The organism is Nostoc sp. DSM 114159 (genome assembly GCF_053470285.1).
This window is the reverse complement of sequence record NZ_JBPFEH010000001.1, coordinates 2,883,272-2,901,347: the sequence shown is the minus strand read 5'-3', so window position 1 is coordinate 2,901,347 and position 18,076 is coordinate 2,883,272. Positions and strand designations below refer to the sequence as shown.

The 18,076-nt window shown below is 40.3% G+C and carries 16 protein-coding genes; 8 read left to right on the top strand and 8 right to left on the bottom strand.

Features of this window, described 5'->3' with window-relative positions; all coding sequences use genetic code 11:
* Positions 1-7: 7 nt before the first annotated feature.
* On the bottom strand, positions 8-910 hold the full coding sequence (locus tag ACR5KR_RS11855; RefSeq protein WP_448266665.1) for a S66 peptidase family protein: 903 nt from the start codon (positions 908-910) through the stop codon (positions 8-10).
* 156 nt (positions 911-1,066) lie between these two features.
* On the bottom strand, positions 1,067-2,539 hold the full coding sequence (gene dacB / locus ACR5KR_RS11850) for a D-alanyl-D-alanine carboxypeptidase/D-alanyl-D-alanine endopeptidase (protein WP_448266663.1): 1,473 nt from the start codon (positions 2,537-2,539) through the stop codon (positions 1,067-1,069).
* Positions 2,540-2,752: 213 nt separating this feature from the next.
* On the opposite strand from dacB, the gene ACR5KR_RS11845 reads away from it, so the two are divergent.
* Together ACR5KR_RS11845 and ACR5KR_RS11840 are read left to right on the top strand one after the other, a co-directional pair.
* Positions 2,753-3,352: a hypothetical protein gene (locus ACR5KR_RS11845; RefSeq protein WP_448270177.1), complete on the top strand. Its 600-nt coding sequence runs from the start codon at positions 2,753-2,755 to the stop codon at positions 3,350-3,352.
* 481 nt (positions 3,353-3,833) lie between these two features.
* Positions 3,834-5,201 (top strand): ATP-binding protein, encoded by a 1,368-nt coding sequence (locus tag ACR5KR_RS11840; protein ID WP_448266661.1) that lies wholly within the window; start codon positions 3,834-3,836, stop codon positions 5,199-5,201.
* A gap of 44 nt (positions 5,202-5,245) precedes the next feature.
* Here ACR5KR_RS11840 and ACR5KR_RS11835 read toward each other — a convergent pair whose 3' ends face one another.
* The 3 genes from ACR5KR_RS11835 to ACR5KR_RS11825 form a co-directional block, all read right to left on the bottom strand.
* A complete protein-coding gene (locus ACR5KR_RS11835) occupies positions 5,246-5,770 on the bottom strand; it encodes a hypothetical protein (RefSeq protein ID WP_448266660.1) in 525 nt (174 codons plus the stop codon).
* Between the two features lie 8 nt (positions 5,771-5,778).
* On the bottom strand, positions 5,779-7,017 hold the full coding sequence (locus tag ACR5KR_RS11830) for an AAA family ATPase (protein ID WP_448266659.1): 1,239 nt from the start codon (positions 7,015-7,017) through the stop codon (positions 5,779-5,781).
* Positions 7,018-7,186: 169 nt separating this feature from the next.
* Positions 7,187-8,788: an alkaline phosphatase D family protein gene (locus ACR5KR_RS11825; RefSeq protein ID WP_448266657.1), complete on the bottom strand. Its 1,602-nt coding sequence runs from the start codon at positions 8,786-8,788 to the stop codon at positions 7,187-7,189.
* A 258-nt stretch (positions 8,789-9,046) separates the two neighbouring features.
* Between ACR5KR_RS11825 and ACR5KR_RS11820 the strand changes: the two genes are divergently transcribed.
* On the top strand, positions 9,047-9,949 hold the full coding sequence (locus ACR5KR_RS11820; protein ID WP_448266656.1) for an ABC transporter ATP-binding protein: 903 nt from the start codon (positions 9,047-9,049) through the stop codon (positions 9,947-9,949).
* Between the two features lie 2 nt (positions 9,950-9,951).
* Here the strand turns inward: ACR5KR_RS11820 and ACR5KR_RS11815 are convergent, their stop codons facing one another.
* Positions 9,952-10,632 carry a tetratricopeptide repeat protein gene (locus ACR5KR_RS11815; protein WP_445626366.1) on the bottom strand — a complete coding sequence of 227 codons (681 nt, stop codon included), beginning with the start codon at positions 10,630-10,632 and terminating at the stop codon, positions 9,952-9,954.
* 648 nt (positions 10,633-11,280) lie between these two features.
* Here ACR5KR_RS11815 and ACR5KR_RS11810 point away from each other — a divergent pair.
* On the top strand, positions 11,281-11,607 hold the full coding sequence (locus ACR5KR_RS11810; protein WP_190938994.1) for a YbjQ family protein: 327 nt from the start codon (positions 11,281-11,283) through the stop codon (positions 11,605-11,607).
* A gap of 336 nt (positions 11,608-11,943) precedes the next feature.
* Complete coding sequence (locus ACR5KR_RS11805; RefSeq protein WP_445626367.1) at positions 11,944-12,576, top strand: hypothetical protein; 633 nt, start codon at positions 11,944-11,946, stop codon at positions 12,574-12,576.
* A 228-nt stretch (positions 12,577-12,804) separates the two neighbouring features.
* Here the strand turns inward: ACR5KR_RS11805 and ACR5KR_RS11800 are convergent, their stop codons facing one another.
* The gene (locus ACR5KR_RS11800) at positions 12,805-13,065 is read right to left on the bottom strand and encodes a hypothetical protein (protein ID WP_322672636.1); all 261 of its coding nucleotides are present in this window, start codon (positions 13,063-13,065) and stop codon (positions 12,805-12,807) included.
* Between the two features lie 111 nt (positions 13,066-13,176).
* Positions 13,177-13,860 (bottom strand): iron-sulfur cluster biosynthesis transcriptional regulator SufR, encoded by a 684-nt coding sequence (sufR, locus tag ACR5KR_RS11795; protein ID WP_445626368.1) that lies wholly within the window; start codon positions 13,858-13,860, stop codon positions 13,177-13,179.
* A 443-nt stretch (positions 13,861-14,303) separates the two neighbouring features.
* Between sufR and sufB the strand changes: the two genes are divergently transcribed.
* From sufB to sufD, 3 genes are all read left to right on the top strand, one after another.
* Complete coding sequence (gene sufB / locus ACR5KR_RS11790; RefSeq protein ID WP_445626369.1) at positions 14,304-15,743, top strand: Fe-S cluster assembly protein SufB; 1,440 nt, start codon at positions 14,304-14,306, stop codon at positions 15,741-15,743.
* A 131-nt stretch (positions 15,744-15,874) separates the two neighbouring features.
* The gene (sufC, locus tag ACR5KR_RS11785; protein WP_322640942.1) at positions 15,875-16,663 is read left to right on the top strand and encodes a Fe-S cluster assembly ATPase SufC; all 789 of its coding nucleotides are present in this window, start codon (positions 15,875-15,877) and stop codon (positions 16,661-16,663) included.
* Positions 16,663-18,054 carry a Fe-S cluster assembly protein SufD gene (sufD, locus tag ACR5KR_RS11780; RefSeq protein WP_448266654.1) on the top strand — a complete coding sequence of 464 codons (1,392 nt, stop codon included), beginning with the start codon at positions 16,663-16,665 and terminating at the stop codon, positions 18,052-18,054. Before sufC ends, sufD begins: the two co-directional genes overlap by 1 nt.
* Positions 18,055-18,076: the final 22 nt, after the last annotated feature.

Below are 18,076 nucleotides of genomic sequence, written 5' to 3'. Positions count from 1 at the left end.
TTTTAACTTAATGGGGATGCGCGATCGCTAATATTCCGGCATCCCCATCTAAAGTTACTTCTATACCCACTGGTAAGGCTGCATTGGGACTATCATGGCCAAAAGGCAAATCGGAGACAATGGGAATCCCTAAATCGCCCAAGCGATCGCGCAATACTTCTTCTACGCTAAAACTAGATATAGTTGGCGGCGCTTCACAGCGAGTAAAACCGCCCAATGCAATACCGCAGACTTGAGACAAAGCACCACTCAAACGCCACTGCGTCAGCATCCTATCGATGCGATAAGGTGCTTCGGTAACATCCTCGAAGGCCAGAATTACATCATCAAGATGTGGCAAGATTGGTGTACCCAAAAGGTGAGTAGCCACCGTCAGATTACCTGGCAATAAAGTACCATGAACCACACCACCACCCCAACCGCAACCTTTGAGAGGGGTAAAAGAACTACCTTCTACCCAATCGAATAATCGCTTAACTGACCAATCTGACTCATCTGCCAAAGTTGTCATTACCGGGCCGTGAACGCCGGAAATTCCTGCTGTATAAAGGCTCCATAATAAAGCTGTGATATCAGAAAAGCCTATGAGCCACTTGGGAGGCTCTGAATTTGCCCAATTCCAATTTTCTAAGATGCGGGTGCTGCCAAAACCACCTCTGGCACAGAGAATACCACGACAATCAGGATCTTGCCATGCTGCTGCTAGCTGTTGACGGCGGGTTTCATCTTTTCCAGCTAGATAACCCCATTTGTCATCTATCTGTGGGCTGATTTCTAGTTGATAGCCACGCGATCGCCAAATTTCTAGACTCTGTTTAAATTCTTCAAATTCTCGCAAAGCACCACTAGGGGCAATTACTCGTAATAAGTCTCCAGGTTTTAGGAGCGGTGGTAAGATTTTGGCTGGCATTAAAAAAGTTATGAGTGAAAAGTATAATAGACTTCTTGCAGAAGTAGGGTGTATGTTAAGGGTTAAAGGGTAAACGTATGGAATTTTCCCAAACCCAGTAACCTTTACCATAGACCCCAATATCTTGCCAAAGTTACTTTTGCAAGATGTCTAATATTAACAATGCTGCAACTGTGTTAACAACACAACAACTTCATCAATTGCCTGCCGTATAACTGTTGCAGATTGATCCGACTGATTGACGATAATACTAAAAACTAGCGGCTCATATTTCGGCGCATTCAGATATCCAGATAGAGAAACTACACCCGTTAACGTACCTGTTTTTGCTTGCACAATGCCCTCAGCAGGTGTATCTTGAAAGCGGCCTTTCAGAGTTCCACTTTTAGCCGCGACGGGTAAAGATGCGCGATATATAGATGCTGTTGGGGTTTTTGCCATTCCCCGCAGAGTTTGGACAAAAGCTTCTGGTGTCACTAAGTCACGACGTGATAAACCTGAACCATCGACCAAAATGTAATTAGCTGGATCGACCCCCAATTTAGTTAAACTTGCTTTGACAACTTCTAAACCGACATCAGCAGTAGTCTGATTTTTAAGTCTAGTCTTTTTCACAGCTAATGCTCTCAGCAATGCTTCAGCATAAAGATTATTACTATTTAAATTAGTTTCTGCTAATAATTCAGCTAAAGGTGGCGACTCTACAAATGCTATTTCCTGTTGATTCACACCACCATTTACTACTAATGTCTGTCCCAAAGTAATTTTTTCTGTTGCTAAGGCAGTACGAAAACGTCGTAAGAAGTAATAATTAGGGTCAACTACAGGCAAATCTATTAAAGATTCTTCAGAATTAGTTGCCAGTTGTCCTTGAATTCGTAATACTGTTCCTGATAATTCGCGGGTGACATTGACGTAGCTCGGTTGATTTTGAGGGATGGTTATTGACTGATTAATTATCCGCCACTGTTTGGCTTCGCCAGGATCGATCCACAGCACTTGCAAAGATTTACCTACAGCCTGTGGTGCAAGTTTAAAGCTAAAAATATTTTTATTCAGAATAAAGCTGCTAACTGGTACGCCATCACTTGATTGCACATCTTCCCATTGCCAGGTGGGGTTAACAATATCACCTTGAATATAACTATCATCAGCATTCAACTGCTGAATTTGAGTAATACCTTTCTGTTTTAACTGCTGTGCCAATTTTTGCAGTTCAGTATCACTTAAACTAGGATCTCCCCTGCCGACAACACGTAAAATACCATTGCCATTCTGATAAATAGAGGTGCGAATCCGAAAATTAGCACCCAATTCCTGCAACGCGGCTGCTGTTGTCAGCAATTTCAGGTTAGACGCAGGAGTAAAATATTTTTGAGCATCTCGACTGTAAAGAGTTGGCCCCGTTGACAGAGGTTGTATCAAAATTCCCCAGCGTCCCCGACTAAATAAGGGACGATTGATTACAGCATCTATAGCTGTTCCCAGTTGGCTAGAGCAAATTGATTTTGTGGTAGTTCTTGGTGCAACTGGGGTTTGTGCTTTCGCAAGCCTAGAACTAAATCCTATCTGACTAGTCAAAAATATTAATAAAACACCCAGTGGTTGATTGAAAGTCTTAAGTCTCACCAATTTTCCTTATCCCAAAGACAGATATTTTTACTTTGCGAACAATTTCTTTCCGGAGAGAGAAGAATTGGCTCAGTAAAGTTACTTAATTAGTATAGGGAAGATGTTCACATGTTTCATACATAGGCGATTGCATAAACATAATTTATGGGACTACAAAATCGAAACCTGAGTCAACCTGCATATACAGAAATACGAAATCGAGGCAATGGTGTGAGTACATTTTTATCTGGTGTAGCTGTATTACTCTCTACTTTGGCTTTGGGATGTAGCGGCTATGTAGCTTATGAAGTTTTTATGTTACGGCAAACACTAAATACTATTAGTACAGCCAGTAACACCATTCCCACTCAAGTCCCAAGTCCTACAGCTACAACTTCTCCACAAGCAACTGTCTCACCATCCCCAGCTAGTGCTACAACATCAGCAATTAATCCTGGTCAATTTGTGCAGCCTGCTTTTGGCAAAAAGGCAGAAGTTGAGTTACTTTCAGCAAAACGAATTAAAGACCCGGAAACAGGAAACCGTGATGTGGTGAATCTGCAAATGCGGATTCGTCGCCTTGCCACAGACGGAGTTGTTGGTAGCGATATTATCTCGGTTGCTAGTACAACAGCTCGCAATCCTGACACTAGCGTAACCTACAAAGGAGTTGCTCTTAATCGCTCAACAGGAAGCGTTTCTTTATTCCAAGTACGTCCACAAGCCTCCGCAGATGCTTATATCTGGCTAAGAGTTCCCGATGGTATCAATAATTTGGACATTTTTGTGCCAGATACAGCCGCATTTAAAAATGTACCAATTTCATCTTAGCTAGCTAACTAATATCAAATAACTCCCCATCAAGGGGAGTCATTAGTTGTTGATTATACAAAATAATGCTTTCGTTCTCTAAACAGTAGCCTTGCAACCATAAGCAGCAGTCTGAAAGATAACCAAATTTCCAAAACCCTTTTTAATTACTTTCTCTTTCGCTTCATTAGTGTTGCTTCTAACTGTGGTTGAAGTTCTTTATTAACCATTGGTAAGAACTTATTTCAAAATAATTTGAAATATTCTAAATAAATAATAATTTAAACGTCACAAGATTAGCGAATAGGTAACAAGGGATTCTAATTAGTATCAATTTTCCAGTATAGAAAAGAACCGAATGCACTAATATCAGCAGTTTTGCCGCATAACTGTAATTTTCAGCAGTAATCAGGGAAATATAAGTTTGATTAACTTTGCAATTATCGCAATGCTGATTTGGGGTGTTATCAGAAATGTTAACTCAAGGTTAAGGATTTAAACTATGTTGGCAATACATAGCATGACAAATGCTAATAATTTGAACTTGCAATTAGAGTCCACTTTGCAAGAATTACCACTTTGGTCTGTTTATGTCGAAGCAGATAGTCCAGCAAATGATTTGAATACACTCTTTAAGCAAGAACCTTTATTACCAGGAATTATCCTGGTGAAAAATCATGACTATCTAGGGATGATTTCCCGGCAAAGATTTTTTGAACACATGAGTCGTCCTTATAGTTTCCCACTATTTTCTAAACGACCTGCAAGAAATTTGATTAACTTTCTTCAGCCAGATGTGTGTGTAATTTCAGAGGATACGCTCATTGTAGAAGCAAATAAGGTAGCATTGCAGCGAGAACCTCAATTTGTATATGAGCCGATTTTAATCGAAACTCAGTTAGGTAGTTATAAGCTACTCGATTTCCATCATTTACTTTTAGCTTATTCCCAAATTCATATTTTAACATTAGCTCAACTAGAGCAAGCACAAGAACAATCTAGAATCACCAAAGTAGGTTTTCGTACCCTTAAGAATAACTATGCGCGATTAATTCAAAATGAAAAAATGGCTGCTTTGGGACAACTCGTTGCTGGCATTGCACACGAAATCAATAACCCTGTGAACTTTATCGCTGGCAACCTTGTTTATGCGATTAACTACACTCAAGATTTACTACAATTAATTAGCTTATACCAACACCATTATCCTGCACCAGTAGCAGAAATTCAAGCTGCGATCGCAGAAATGGAACTAGAATTTTTAACTGCTGATTTCCTCAAGCTTCTTGATTCTATGAAATTTGGTACTGAACGTATTCAAGAAATAGTTCTTTCATTACGCAATTTCTCTCGCCTTGATGAATCTGATAAAAAGATAGTTGATATTCATGAAGGTATTGATAGCACTCTAATAATATTACAAAGCCGTCTCATAAATCAAGAAACAGGTCAGATAATTACTATTGATAAAGAATATGGAAATCTCCCTTTAGTAGAATGCTATGCTGGGTTAATAAATCAAGTATTTATGAATATTCTATCAAATGCAATTGATGCGATATTCGCGAGTTTTGAGTCAGCTTATTCAAATCTCAAATCACCTGTAATTCGTATTCGTACTGAAGTTACAGACAATCGGCAAGTAGTTATTCGCATTGCCGATAATGGTAGTGGAATTCCCAAAGATATACAAAAGCGATTATTTGACCCTTTCTTCACTACTAAACCCGTCGGTAAAGGCACTGGATTGGGGCTATCTATCAGCTATCAAATTGTTGTAGAAAAACATTGTGGTCAACTGCAATGTATATCTAGCGTAAAAGAAGGAACCGAGTTTATTATTACAATTCCTGTCCAACTTAATTCATGACAAGTTAGTGAAAAAATCTCTATTTTGGGTAAATACTAATCGCTCTAGGCTTTTTTGCGAGTACTTCGACGCGTAGGAGCTGGGATAGCTGGTTCATAAGCCTTGAGTCCCCCATCGCCCGTAAAAATTTCTACTTGAAATGTGCTACTGGTTTTGGCGTAATATTCAGCCACAGTCTTAATTGTCGCATCTCCAATAGAAATTTTTCTCGATGCCAGAGTAGGCCATTCAGTAGCTAACTGTTTCAATTGTTCTGAATTCCAAAGTTCACCCACTTGAGTTTCAAAAACTCCCCAAGGTATAACTCCATCTGCTACTTTCACTAAAATATTACCAAAAGCTTGAGCAATTTCATATCGCTTAGAGTTAGCTTGTGCAATATGATTACCAGTTTCTATAATTGTCGCTATTGGTAGTATAAACTTTGCACCTTGTTTTTCTTCTTCCTGAAAACGGGCTTCAACTCTTTTTTTATCCCATTTATTGTTATCAGAACCGCAAGTCTCTTTCCCAGGTACACCTAAATAAACGCAAAGTATAGATGTATCAATAATCAAAACCTTTCTCATATTTAAATTTATTTATTATCAGAAAGGCTCTTTTCAATTGCACCTTTAGTTGCTAGTTTGCCTAAAGTCCCTGATGCTAACAAAAGAGGAAGATTTTCAATATCTTCTAAAAGAGTAAGTTTGCTTTCTCCAGTTTCTTTATCGCGGTGTGCGACAACTACAAAAGGAACTATTTCTGGGCCTAAAGCATCAAGTAAAGCTGGGTTATGAGTAGTAAGTAAAATATCAATTTTTCTTTTGCTACCAATTTCTCGCAGTATTCTTACCAATAATTCTGCACGCGAAGGATGCAGCCCATTATCTATTTCTTCAATTACTAGCTGACTGCCTTCTGGTCGAGTAAGTAATGCTGTGAGGATTGCTAAAAAGCGCAAAGTTCCATCTGACATAGTTCTAGCATCAATCTCTGTAATATGGCCAGGTTTCCATTCTTCTTGACAGTAAAGCATAGCATCAGTGCCGAATCTCCCAACTTTTTCTGCCCATACTTTTTGAATATCGCCTTCTGGGAAATCTTTGATGTAGGCCGATAAAGTTGATTCTAATTCATTTTTTCGTTCATCGGGTAATGCTGCTAGGACACCTGCAATATTAGAAGCATCGCTTTCTAGTGTATCAGACAGTAGTGAATATGATCTCATTGTAGAAGGAATGGGATTTAAAACAAAAGTTTTTTCTAATGCTTTAATAACTAAATAGGTGATATTTCTAATCATTTTAGAAATATCATCAATTCTCTTTAAATTGTATTTTTCAGTAATCTTAATTATCCCTAAACCTGAAGCCATACCACTTCCCTCTAATGTATTTAATGCACTTCTAATGGGAAGGGAACTATCTGATTCTCTAATTGAAAATTTACTTAACAAATCTGAATTTTTCGATTTTACATCTAGTATTTGTATGAATTCTCCTACGATTATTACAATAGGTTGTGTTTGTATTTTGATTTCATATAGATAATCAGTATGTTCATCATCACCTTGAACTAGAAATTTTAATGTAAACTCAGTTTCTGGTTTAAGTGCAGCCCATTCTACACCACCTCGAATCGAGGGAAGTATTTTATCACCTGCTAAAGCTGCTTCAATATTCTCACCTTGTGTTACTCTTTGCAAAAATTCAAAAGCTTCAACCACATTAGACTTTCCACTTGCATTTGTACCAATTAGAACAGTCAAGGGATCAAGTGGAAGCTCTGCATAACGGAAACTTTTCCAATTTTCCAAGATGAGTTGCTTAAGCACGATCAACTCCAAAACTCTACCTACTTAAATTTAGCTCTTAACTGTAGCGATCGCACAATTTTTTTATCCTTCCAAATCTTACCCAAAAAACAGCAAAGCCAGCAGACAAAGTAAAAAATTGCGTAATTACTTTATCTAACTGGCTACATCTCACTATGATTTTGGCGATTTATTTTTCTGGCGGTAAATCTACACTGTAAAGAGTCTTTCCAGCCAAGTTACGCAATGTTACCGTCATCACCTTTGTGTTTCCATCAATTTTTACTCCTCCAAAGAATTGCAAACCTTCACTTGGCGGTCGATTTGCTTTTGTACCTGGAGGAAGACTTTGAAATACTAATTGTGGCCCAAAGGTATTTTCCAATTCGTTTGGCCCAAATGTACCAGAGTTAAGCGGCCCAGCAACGAACTCCCAAAAAGGCTTAAAGTCGGTAAACTGTGCTTTAGCGGGGTCATAATAGTGAGCTGCTGCATAATGTACATCAGCAGTTAACCAAACAACATTCTGGATATTCTTGTTTTTGATAAATCGTAGTAAATCGGCAAGTTCTAATTCTCTTCCTAAAGCTGGGCCATTCCCATTAGCCCAAGCTTCAAAATCCGTACTACCGTCTTTAACTATCAACCCCAAAGGCATATCACTAGCAATCACTTTCCATGTTGCTTTTGATGACAGCAATTGCCTTTTCAACCATTGCAATTGTTTTCTGCTCAAAAAGTCTGTTTCTTTACTTGGTACTGGCTGATTATTCGGGGAATTTGGCCCCCGGTAGGTGCGCTCATCCAGCATGAAAATGTCTAATAATGGCCCATAGTTGAAAGAGCGATAAATTTTCGCTTTATCTGGATTATTGCTTTCATATCTAATAGGCAGATATTCTAAAAATGCTTGTCTTGCCCTTTCGGCTAGTAAGTTAACATCCTTAACTGTATAACGGTCATCGTTGAGGATAATTTGCCCAGGATACCAATTGTTTCTGGTTTCGTGGTCGTCCCACTGTGCCAATATGGGAACTTCAGCATTGAAACGCTTGATATTTTTATCCAGCAAATTGTAGATATAGTTACCACGAAATTCTGTAAGAGTTTCTGCTACTTTTGATTTTTCTGGTGTGGTAATGTTTTTCCAAATAGTGCCGTCGTCTAAAGTTACTTCTGATTGAATCGGGACATCAGCATAAATATTATCGCCCGAATGGATGAAAAAATCGGGATGAAGTTGGCGCATAGTTTCGTAAATTTTCATCCCACCAAAATCAGGATTAATTCCCCATCCTTGACCGGCGGTGTCGCCACCCCAAACAAAGAATATATCTCGTCCAGATTTGGGGGGAGTGCGGAAAGTACCATAAAAAGGAGCGCTGCAAGTCCGTTGATAATCTAAATCTTGAAAAATCACCCGATAAAATAATTTTTGGTCTGGTGGTAGATTCTTCAAATAAAGTCGGGCTGTAAAGTCGCTATTTTTTAAAGCATTAGGCCCCAGAACTCGCCGGACATTTTTAAAAGAATCGCTGGTAGAATATTCTACAATCATTTTGGCAGGGCGATCGCTCCGACTCCAAATCACGATGCTATCGTTAGATATATCTCCGCTTGCTACGCCATAAGGTATGCCAGGACGCATTTTATCAGAGGTGATAATTGCAGGTGCTTTGCCAAAAACTGGTGATTTAGCGACAAAATTTGTGGAAATAATTCCGCCAGCTGTGATAGCTGAATGTAGCAAAAACTGACGCCGATTTAGCTTCAATGGGTGATGGGATTCCATACTAAATAACAGCAACCTTTAACTAAAGTATTACAGGATAAGTGTTTACCACACGTTGTTATGCCAACAAGTAAAGATTGAGTTATCTAAGGGTTAATAAAATATATTTAGTTTGATGTAATCAGAATGGTAGTCTTAATTATGAACTGGTGTGAGCAAATTTATCCATGACCGAACAGAAAAGGATACAGAGTAACTAAATTTATTTAAAAGTTGGTTAATTTTTAATTTTTAATTTTTAATTCGGAGCGAAGCGACGTGACTGCTGCTGTCTTTTTAAAAAACGTCTACAAGTTTTACAACAATGTACCTGTAGTCAATGACCTGTCATTCCAAATTGAAGCGGGGGAGATATTTGCTCTACTTGGCCCGAACGGTGCGGGTAAATCCACCACAATTCGGATGCTGACTACACTTACGAAACCGTCCCAAGGACGCATAGAAGTAGGTGGATATGATGTGATGCGCCAAGCAACGTTGGCAAAACAGAGTATTGGTGTAGTCTTGCAACAAGTCAGTGTGGATAACGATTTAACCGTCTGGGAAAATATGGAACTGCACGGGAGACTACATCACATTAGCAACCCGCAGCGACAAAAATTGATTAATCAATGGCTAGAGTATGTTGAGCTAGCAGAAAAACGTGATGATTTGGTAAAAACCCTGTCTGGGGGTATGAAACGACGGTTGCAGATTGCGAGAGCTTTATTGCATCAACCGCAAATTTTGTTTTTAGATGAACCAACAGTAGGACTAGACCCCCAAACCAGGCGACGCCTCTGGGAAATTATTCGGGATTTAAATAAACAAGGGATGACGATGCTACTGACGACCCATTATATGGATGAGGTCGAATTTTTGTGCGATGCCTTTGGCTCTACCAAGCCAGGACGCATCGGTATTATGGATAGCGGTAAGCTGATCTCTTTGGGAACTTTACAACAGCTGCGTTCTGCTCACGGTGAAGGTTTAGTGATGAAACAATTAGGTGTATCTAATGTGGGAAGTGATAGCGCTCGTAATTGGGAATATCTCTTTTTCCCATCATTGGAAGCAGCAAATATCTACTTGAATGAGCAGCCCGATAAAACTGGAATGATGGTGCGTCCCTCTAATCTGGAAGATATTTTTGTGGAATTAACGGGACGCCAGTTAGATTAACCTCATCCTCCTAACTGCCGTAGCATGGCTTCTACCCTTTCTACGCCATCTGAGTCATTGCGCCGCTTATACAAGTCACGGGCTTTCTGAAGCAAGCTGTTTGCTTGTTTGGCTTGTCGTCGCTGTTTATACATCGAACCCATCAACTCATAAGTCTGGGCGTTGTTTTTATCCAAGTCGATTGCTTGTTGGTATGCCCAGGTAGCAGCATTATAGTCTCCCATACGGGATTGGGTCACAGCCAATCCTAAATAGGCATTGACGTTGTTACGGTTCAGCTGTATGGCACGACGATAACCTTCCTTTGCCCCACGCGTGTCGCCCAAATTGGCTTTAATGTAACCCACAGCGTAGTAAAAATCACTATTGTTAGGACTGATACCGATTGCTTTACGATAAGCTGCTAATGCTGCCTGGTAATTTCCCTGTTGAGCGTATAAATACCCAATACCTGAATGGATTTTAGCATTCTTGGGATCTATACTAGCTGCTTGCTGATAAACAGCGATCGCACCACCATAATCCCCAGCATTCACTAACCTCCGTCCTTCCTCCAGTAATTGCTTTAACTCTGGGTTTTTGGCTTGCGCCACTAATACCTGAGCCTGAGCTACTGAAGGTATGGTGAAAGTAAAACATCCTAGTAACACCACACTAAACACGAATGATGTTGGCTTGTACACAGTAAATTTCCTGAAATTTTAGAGGACTTTTTTCTTGTACATTAAAACAAAAATATGGACTTTTGAAAACTGTATTTCTTCGTATTGATTCAGATGTTAATAGTTCATTTTCTTTTCTTTTACATTTAGCACTACATAACAGAGTTTTTACTGAAGGATGAAGTGTCAGCGATCCCAGGCAGATGAAGATACCTACATATAAACCAGTACTATAGCAAAAATACACATTTTTTAATCAGTAGTTATACGTGTTACCTAGAAAAAATCAACAGAAATCTGACTTAATCCTAGATTCTGATACAGCAAGCTTATAGGTTTTTAAATTTATTCCTATTTTTATTTCATTTCAGAGTTTGCTGACTCTGTATCCAAAGTTATGACATTTTTAATCCTTGATATTAGCCTTTGAGAAGTTATCATCCAGGCATTTACATCCTTTTTTGGTCATTCAAAGATAAGATAAATTTAAACTGTCAAATGTTGCATTAATCTGTTTAGGACAAGACTAACCCCAAAGTGCAATCTAAAATTGGATGAGAGGATGTTTGTCAAACCTGTATTCTGTAATAATAGTGACAATTATTCAAGTGTTTATCAAAATACTGTAATAATAAATATTAAGATATATCCCATATAGGAGGTTAATTTATGATTATAACTACCACTGATGTCATTCAAGGAGCCGTGATTGAATCATATTTAGGCATTGTGACAGCAGAAGTCGTCTACGGCAGCAATTTCTTACGAGATTTTTTGGCTGGGATTCGAGATATTATCGGTGGACGCACTGGTAGCTATGAGCGTCTATTTGAGCAGGGTCAACGCAAGGCACTAGAAGAATTAGAACAACGCGCACAACGTTTAGGAGCAAATGCTGTAATTGGGATTGAAATTGATACTGGCACAATAAATGTTGACCAGTCAGGAGTGCTTTTGCTGATTACTGCCACAGGCACTGCTGTGAGGATGCGTTAGTTTTTGATGATTTTTACTTTTGACATTCATTACACAGCTTTAGTTAGATTAAGGCTAATGGCATACATCTTTAAAGCTGGTTTATGATAGCTAGCTAATAGTTATATCTTAAGTTAAGAGTTTTTAGATGGAAATTTTAGAAAAAATACATAAATAGACACTAAATTATATTAAAAATTGTTAAACAAAGTTTGTTTTTTTCTGGCTAAAGATAGACGTATTAAATCTTTCTATCGATAGAGATTAAAACAGAACATTTAGTTATTTAATTTGAAGCATAAAGATGAATATACCCGAGCAGAAACGTTGCTGAAATAGCACTGGAGAAAATAAGCGATGTCATACGTAAATCGGACAGGAAATGACGTTATATCTACCGATCCTGTGGTAGCAGGTCGAGTAGCTGAATATCACGACCGTGTTCGCTGGGGGCCAATTATTGCTGGTTTGTTGGTTTCTTTGGCTACACAATTAATTTTGAGTGCGATAATTGGTGCGTTTGCGGCAGGTGCAGTTGAAAGTTCAGGTGCGCCTAGAACAATTGCTCCTAACGCTGCAGGTAATGCGGGGCTTTGGTCAACTATCGCTCTACTAATTTCCCTGTTTACTGGTGGTTGGGTTACAACCCGTGCTTGTGGGCCGATGAACCGCAATACAGCTCTTCTGAACGGCGCAATTCTTTGGGCAACGACTTTGGCAGTTAGCTCATGGCTTTTAGCAAGTGGAGTATCTGGTGCTTTTGGTGTTGCTGCTTCTAACGCTGGGGAAGTCATAAACCAGGTACAACAGCAAGGTGGTGTTAATGTACCACAAGCAAATATAAGTGCCCAACAAGCTCGTGATGCAGCAGCTAATTTACGTTCGGGATTGTGGTGGTTTGTGTTTGGTTCTTTGTTGGGTTTAATAGCCTCAATGATTGGAGCTGTAACTGGCGCTCGTAGTCCTCGGACTAACACTTACAATACTTAAATAATTGTTTGAAAAATCAAATGTTATTTATTTTTTAATAAAAGCACCTTTTGCAAGGTGTTTTTTGTTTATTATTTCAGGTTGGCGTTTCTAGTACAACACGTGTCAACATATCTTCTTATCTGTGAATATCGCGCTTCTAAAAAACATTGCTGTTATTTAAAAGCGCGATATTTTTATGGTTATTTTTTTCTAAGTAAATGCAACGCCAAATTTTACTACCGCAGATTACCATTTCAGATATGAACCTTCAATGCCCTGCTCGCGACGAATTTTGCCATCTTTTTCAAACCAGGCAATTACTTGCTGTGCTGTCAAATCTTCAATAGCAACACCGTACTCTTGGGCAATATGTTTCAAAAGCTTCAGTGATGAAATTGTCAATCTTGTTAAAAACTTTTCTGGGGAAGACAACAACGCCGCATCTACTTTTGCTGACTCTTCCAGGGTTAAAAATTGTGTTGATGGTTGCTGTGGTGATACATCCATAAATGAAAAAATGAAATGCTATCTCAAAGTTAGTTGGGTATTAGTTATTAAAAAAATGACAAATACTTCGACTTCGCTCAGTACAAGTGACAAAGGACAAAGGACTAATGACTAATGACGAATTTGTACTAAATAGCCACAACGATGTTGACCATCAATAATCCAGTGGGTGCGTTCTACGATACAATCTGGTAATACGGCAGCAAACATTTCTAATTCGTGGCCGCAGATACTAGGAAAAGATTCGGCAACGTTAGAAATTGCACAGTTATGCTCCATTAAGATAAAGCGATCGCACTCAAAGGAGTCACTCACATCAACAGGATGATACTCCGCCATGAAGCCTTCCGCTTTTCTCAACTCGACTAAGTTGGCTACCCGTTCTCGCAGCGAACCATTACCGACGCGATCGCGGTATTCTTTGGCTTTGCGCTGCCACTGTTTCTCTAAAATCGATTTAAATTGATCGTGTCCTACCGTTTCGGCTAAGGTGTCTAGCAGCGAAACCGCAAAATTCCCGCTTGCATCACCAAAGCGATCGCTCATTGTTCGGTGCAAGCGATCGCGTCCCTGACGACTCAGCTGATAAAGGTGCTGCGGACGCCCCATCCCCGCCGCCTGCACTGATGTTGAATACAAAACTAGCTCCTCCGTCTCCAAATCTTTGAGATGGCGACGAATTGCTTGAGGGGTAACGTCTAAAACTTCAGCTAGCTCCAAAGCCGTTGCTTTTTCGTGTTTGTGCAGATATTCTAGGATATCTTGCTTGGTTGAGGACTGGTGGGTAGTCGCCATCTTCTGGTGCGAAACGTTCAGCGAACGTCCCAAAAATTTATTTGAAAATTTGACCGTGCCGATTTTGGATTTTGGATTTTGGACTTCGACTTCGCCCTTCGGCTACGCTCAGGACAAGCTCAGTCGAACGATTTTGGATTAAAAAAGTTTTCTGGTATGTGCCCCACTACGCGATCGTCAATCTAAAATCCTTGAGCCAAGCACCCTTGTGACCTCTTTCAATCCCAAATTGCAAATCTAAAATCCAAAATTGTTTGACTTTGACAACATTGTTGTTGTTAATTTAGCGTAAAATGAAGATAGATTAAACAACATAGCTGTTGTTTTACTCTCCACCACTATTCTAGCAGCCGTGTAACCATTCCGTAACGGGAGATGGGAATCGGTTAGCCGCAGCCCGTCTCCCATCCTAAAAGAGTTCCGAACACGAGAGATTATTACTGATGAGTGCCACTGTCAAAACCTTAGTCAACCAACCTTACAAGTACGGCTTTGTCACCGATATTGAAGCCGACACAATTGAGCGTGGACTAAACGAGGACGTTATCCGCTTGATCTCCTCTAAGAAGAACGAGCCGCAGTTCATGCTGGACTTTCGCCTCAGAGCTTATCGCCAGTGGCAAAAAATGACGGAACCAACTTGGCCCAATGTCAAGTATCCGCCAATTAATTATCAGGATATTATTTATTACTCAGCGCCAAAACGCAAGAAAGAAAAGCTCAACAGCTTGGATGAAGTCGATCCAACCCTTTTAGAAACCTTTGAAAAGTTAGGCATTTCCCTATCTGAACAGAAACGACTGGCAAATGTCGCTGTCGATGCAATTTTCGATAGCGTTTCTGTCGCTACTACATTTAAAGAAAAGCTAGCGGAAGATGGGGTTATTTTCTGCTCAATTTCTGAAGCGTTGCAAGAACACCCAGAATTGATCCAAAAATACTTGGGTAGCGTTGTTCCTGTAGCTGACAACTACTTTGCCGCTTTGAATGCCGCCGTTTTTAGCGATGGTTCTTTTGTCTATATTCCTAAAGGCGTAAAATGTCCGATGGAACTGTCTACCTACTTCCGCATCAACTCTGGTGATACGGGACAATTTGAGCGGACTTTGATTGTCGCCGAAGAAGGTAGTTATGTTTCTTATCTTGAAGGTTGCACCGCACCAATGTATGACAGCAACCAGTTACACGCCGCCGTTGTGGAACTTGTCGCTCTGGATAACGCGGAAATTAAATATTCCACCGTGCAAAATTGGTACGCTGGAGATGCCAATGGTAAAGGCGGTATTTACAACTTTGTCACCAAGCGCGGTTTGTGTCAGGGCGTTAATTCCAAGATTTCCTGGACTCAAGTAGAAACAGGTTCGGCAATTACTTGGAAATATCCTAGCTGTGTGTTGGTGGGTGATAACTCTGTGGGTGAGTTTTACTCGGTGGCGCTGACAAATAATATGCAGCAAGCTGATACGGGTACAAAGATGATTCACGTAGGTAAAAATACCCGTAGTACAATTATTTCTAAAGGAATCTCCGCAGGTAATTCTAGTAATAGCTATCGGGGTTTAGTGAAAGTTAATCCGACGGCTAAAAACGCGAGAAATTATTCCCAGTGCGACTCGATGCTGATTGGGGATAATGCTCATGCTAATACTTTCCCTTATATCCAGGTGCAAAATAATACTGGGAAGGTGGAGCATGAAGCTTCTACTTCTAAGATTGGGGAAGATCAATTGTTCTACTTTGCTCAACGGGGCATTTCAGCAGAAGATGCGATTTCGATGATGGTTAGTGGCTTCTGTAAGGATGTTTTCAATCAGCTACCGATGGAGTTTGCTGTGGAAGCTGATAAGTTGTTGAGTTTGAAGTTGGAAGGCAGTGTTGGATAAATGGAAGCAAGGATAAACACAGAGACATCAGCGTTCTGTGTTTATCTTTAGGAAGAATGACGTAGACGCAAAGCGGCTTGCCGCAGGCTACGGCGAAGACGCTAAGAAGGCGAAGAGAGAAGGGAGAGAAGATGATTATTGAAAATAGCGAAGTTGTGCTGTCAGTACGGAATCTGACGGCTAATGTTGATGGAACACCAATTTTGAAAGGTGTGAATCTTGAGGTGCGATCGGGTGAAATTCATGCGATCATGGGGCCGAATGGTTCTGGTAAGAGTACCTTTTCTAAGGTGTTGGCTGGGCATCCGGCGTATGAGGTGACTGGCGGTGAGGTGATTTTCCAGGGGCAGAATTTACTGGAGTTGGAGCCGGAGGAACGCGCTAGAAGTGGCGTATTTTTGGCGTTTCAGTATCCGTTAGAAATTCCGGGTGTGAGCAATTTAGATTTCTTGCGGGTGGCGTACAATTCCCGGCGCAAAGCGCAAGGTTTAGAGGAAATAGACGCTTTTGATTTTGACGATTTGATTGAAGAAAAGCTGGATGTGGTGAAGATGAATTCCAGTTTTCTCAGTCGGAGTTTGAATGAAGGGTTTTCTGGTGGTGAGAAGAAGCGGAATGAAATTCTGCAAATGGCGTTGCTGGAACCAAAGTTAGGAATTTTGGATGAAACTGATTCGGGTTTGGATATTGACGCGCTCCGAATTGTGGCGAATGGGGTAAATCAACTGGCAAGTCCAGAAAATTCGACAATTTTGATTACTCACTATCAGCGATTACTCGATTATATTGTGCCTGATTTTGTGCATGTGATGGCACAGGGGCGAATTATTACGAGTGGTGGTAAGGAACTGGCGCTGGAATTAGAATCTCGCGGTTATGACTGGGTGCTAGAAGAATTTGCTGCTGAGGTGGGTGTGTAATGAATATTCAAGTTTCTCCTAGCCCAATACCTAATTCAAATGCAGTCAGTTTGACATCGATGTTAGATAGAGATGATTATCTGACTGGGTTGTTGAATCAAGTAACGGCAACTAAAACAGAAGGTTGGTTGCAGGAATTACGCCAAAGTGCTGCAAATTGGGTACGTCACTCGATTATCCCGACTACCCGCGAGGAAGAATGGCGATTTACTGATTTGTCGTCTTTGCGGCAAATTCAATTTAATTTTCAGCCAGGCGAGATATCAAATGCAGAGGGTACACCTTTATCGCTGCCAGAAGCACTAAAAAGTCGTTTAGTGTTTGTTAATGGCAAATTTGCACCTACTTTATCTGCAATTGCCAACTTACCACCTGGCGTTAAAGTGAGTAATTTAGCTAGCTTGTCTGCGGATAATCGTGAGCATTTAAAACAGTATTTAGCTCAAACAGAAGGAGCGCAGGAAGTATTTACCGCGCTCAATACTGCTGGTATAAATGATGTAGCGGTAGTGTGGGTTTCCAAAAATGTAGAAGTGGAAACGCCAATTCATTTACAGTTCGTAACTGTGGCTGAACCTTCAATTTTTTCTCTACCGCGTTGTTTGGTAGTAGCTGAGGCTGGAAGCAGTCTTATTTTAGTTGAAGAGTATACAACTCCTTCAGGTCTTGTAGGCAATTTTGTAGAGAATACCACACCAGAATTTGTTGGCTTTACTAACGCAGTAACGGAAATTTGGTTGGGAGAGAATGCTCAGGTAAATCACACTCGCATTCAATGCGAACATCTGATCGATTTTCATGTAGGTAAAACTGCTGTAACCCAAGCTCGTGATAGCCGATATACTTGTCATGCCATCACTTTAGGTGCAAAGTTGTCGCGGCATAATTTGGAAATTTTGCAAACTGGTGAGCAGACACAGACTACTCTTAATGGGTTGACGATTATTTCTGGTAGGCAGTTGGCTGATACTCACAGTGCGATCGCACTTAACTATCCTCACGGTACAAGCGATCAATTGCATAAATGTATTGTAGGCGATCGCGCTCATGCAGTGTTCAATGGTAAAGTTTTTGTACCCAAACCAGCGCAGTTAACAAATGCAGCCCAGTTGAATCGCAATTTGCTGCTATCATCGAAAGCCAGAGTTGATACTAAACCCCAACTGGAAATTACTGCGGATAATGTAAAGTGCGCTCACGGTGCTACCGTTAGCCAATTGGAAGATGATGAAATATTCTACCTCCAAAGCCGGGGAATCGATGAAAATGATGCTCGCAAATTGTTAATTAACGCTTTCGCCGCCGAAATCATCAACCAAATACCAGTTCCCTCTCTGCGAGAAATCTTGTTAAACACAGTCAATAATCTTAAGTCTCTGACTAATGACTAATGACCATTGTACAGACGCAATT

What these genes read in the sequence shown, in the direction of transcription:
- ACR5KR_RS11855 (WP_448266665.1), bottom strand. Translation starts at nt 910, where the DNA reads ATGCCAGCCAAAATCTTACCACCGCTCCTAAAACCTGGAGACTTATTA.
- ACR5KR_RS11840 (WP_448266661.1), top strand. Translation starts at nt 3,834, where the DNA reads ATGTTGGCAATACATAGCATGACAAATGCTAATAATTTGAACTTGCAA.
- ACR5KR_RS11835 (WP_448266660.1), bottom strand. Translation starts at nt 5,770, where the DNA reads ATGAGAAAGGTTTTGATTATTGATACATCTATACTTTGCGTTTATTTA.
- ACR5KR_RS11825 (WP_448266657.1), bottom strand. Translation starts at nt 8,788, where the DNA reads ATGGAATCCCATCACCCATTGAAGCTAAATCGGCGTCAGTTTTTGCTA.
- ACR5KR_RS11810 (WP_190938994.1), top strand. Translation starts at nt 11,281, where the DNA reads ATGATTATAACTACCACTGATGTCATTCAAGGAGCCGTGATTGAATCA.
- ACR5KR_RS11805 (WP_445626367.1), top strand. Translation starts at nt 11,944, where the DNA reads ATGTCATACGTAAATCGGACAGGAAATGACGTTATATCTACCGATCCT.
- ACR5KR_RS11800 (WP_322672636.1), bottom strand. Translation starts at nt 13,065, where the DNA reads ATGGATGTATCACCACAGCAACCATCAACACAATTTTTAACCCTGGAA.
- sufR (WP_445626368.1), bottom strand. Translation starts at nt 13,860, where the DNA reads ATGGCGACTACCCACCAGTCCTCAACCAAGCAAGATATCCTAGAATAT.
- sufB (WP_445626369.1), top strand. Translation starts at nt 14,304, where the DNA reads ATGAGTGCCACTGTCAAAACCTTAGTCAACCAACCTTACAAGTACGGC.
- sufC (WP_322640942.1), top strand. Translation starts at nt 15,875, where the DNA reads ATGATTATTGAAAATAGCGAAGTTGTGCTGTCAGTACGGAATCTGACG.
- sufD (WP_448266654.1), top strand. Translation starts at nt 16,663, where the DNA reads ATGAATATTCAAGTTTCTCCTAGCCCAATACCTAATTCAAATGCAGTC.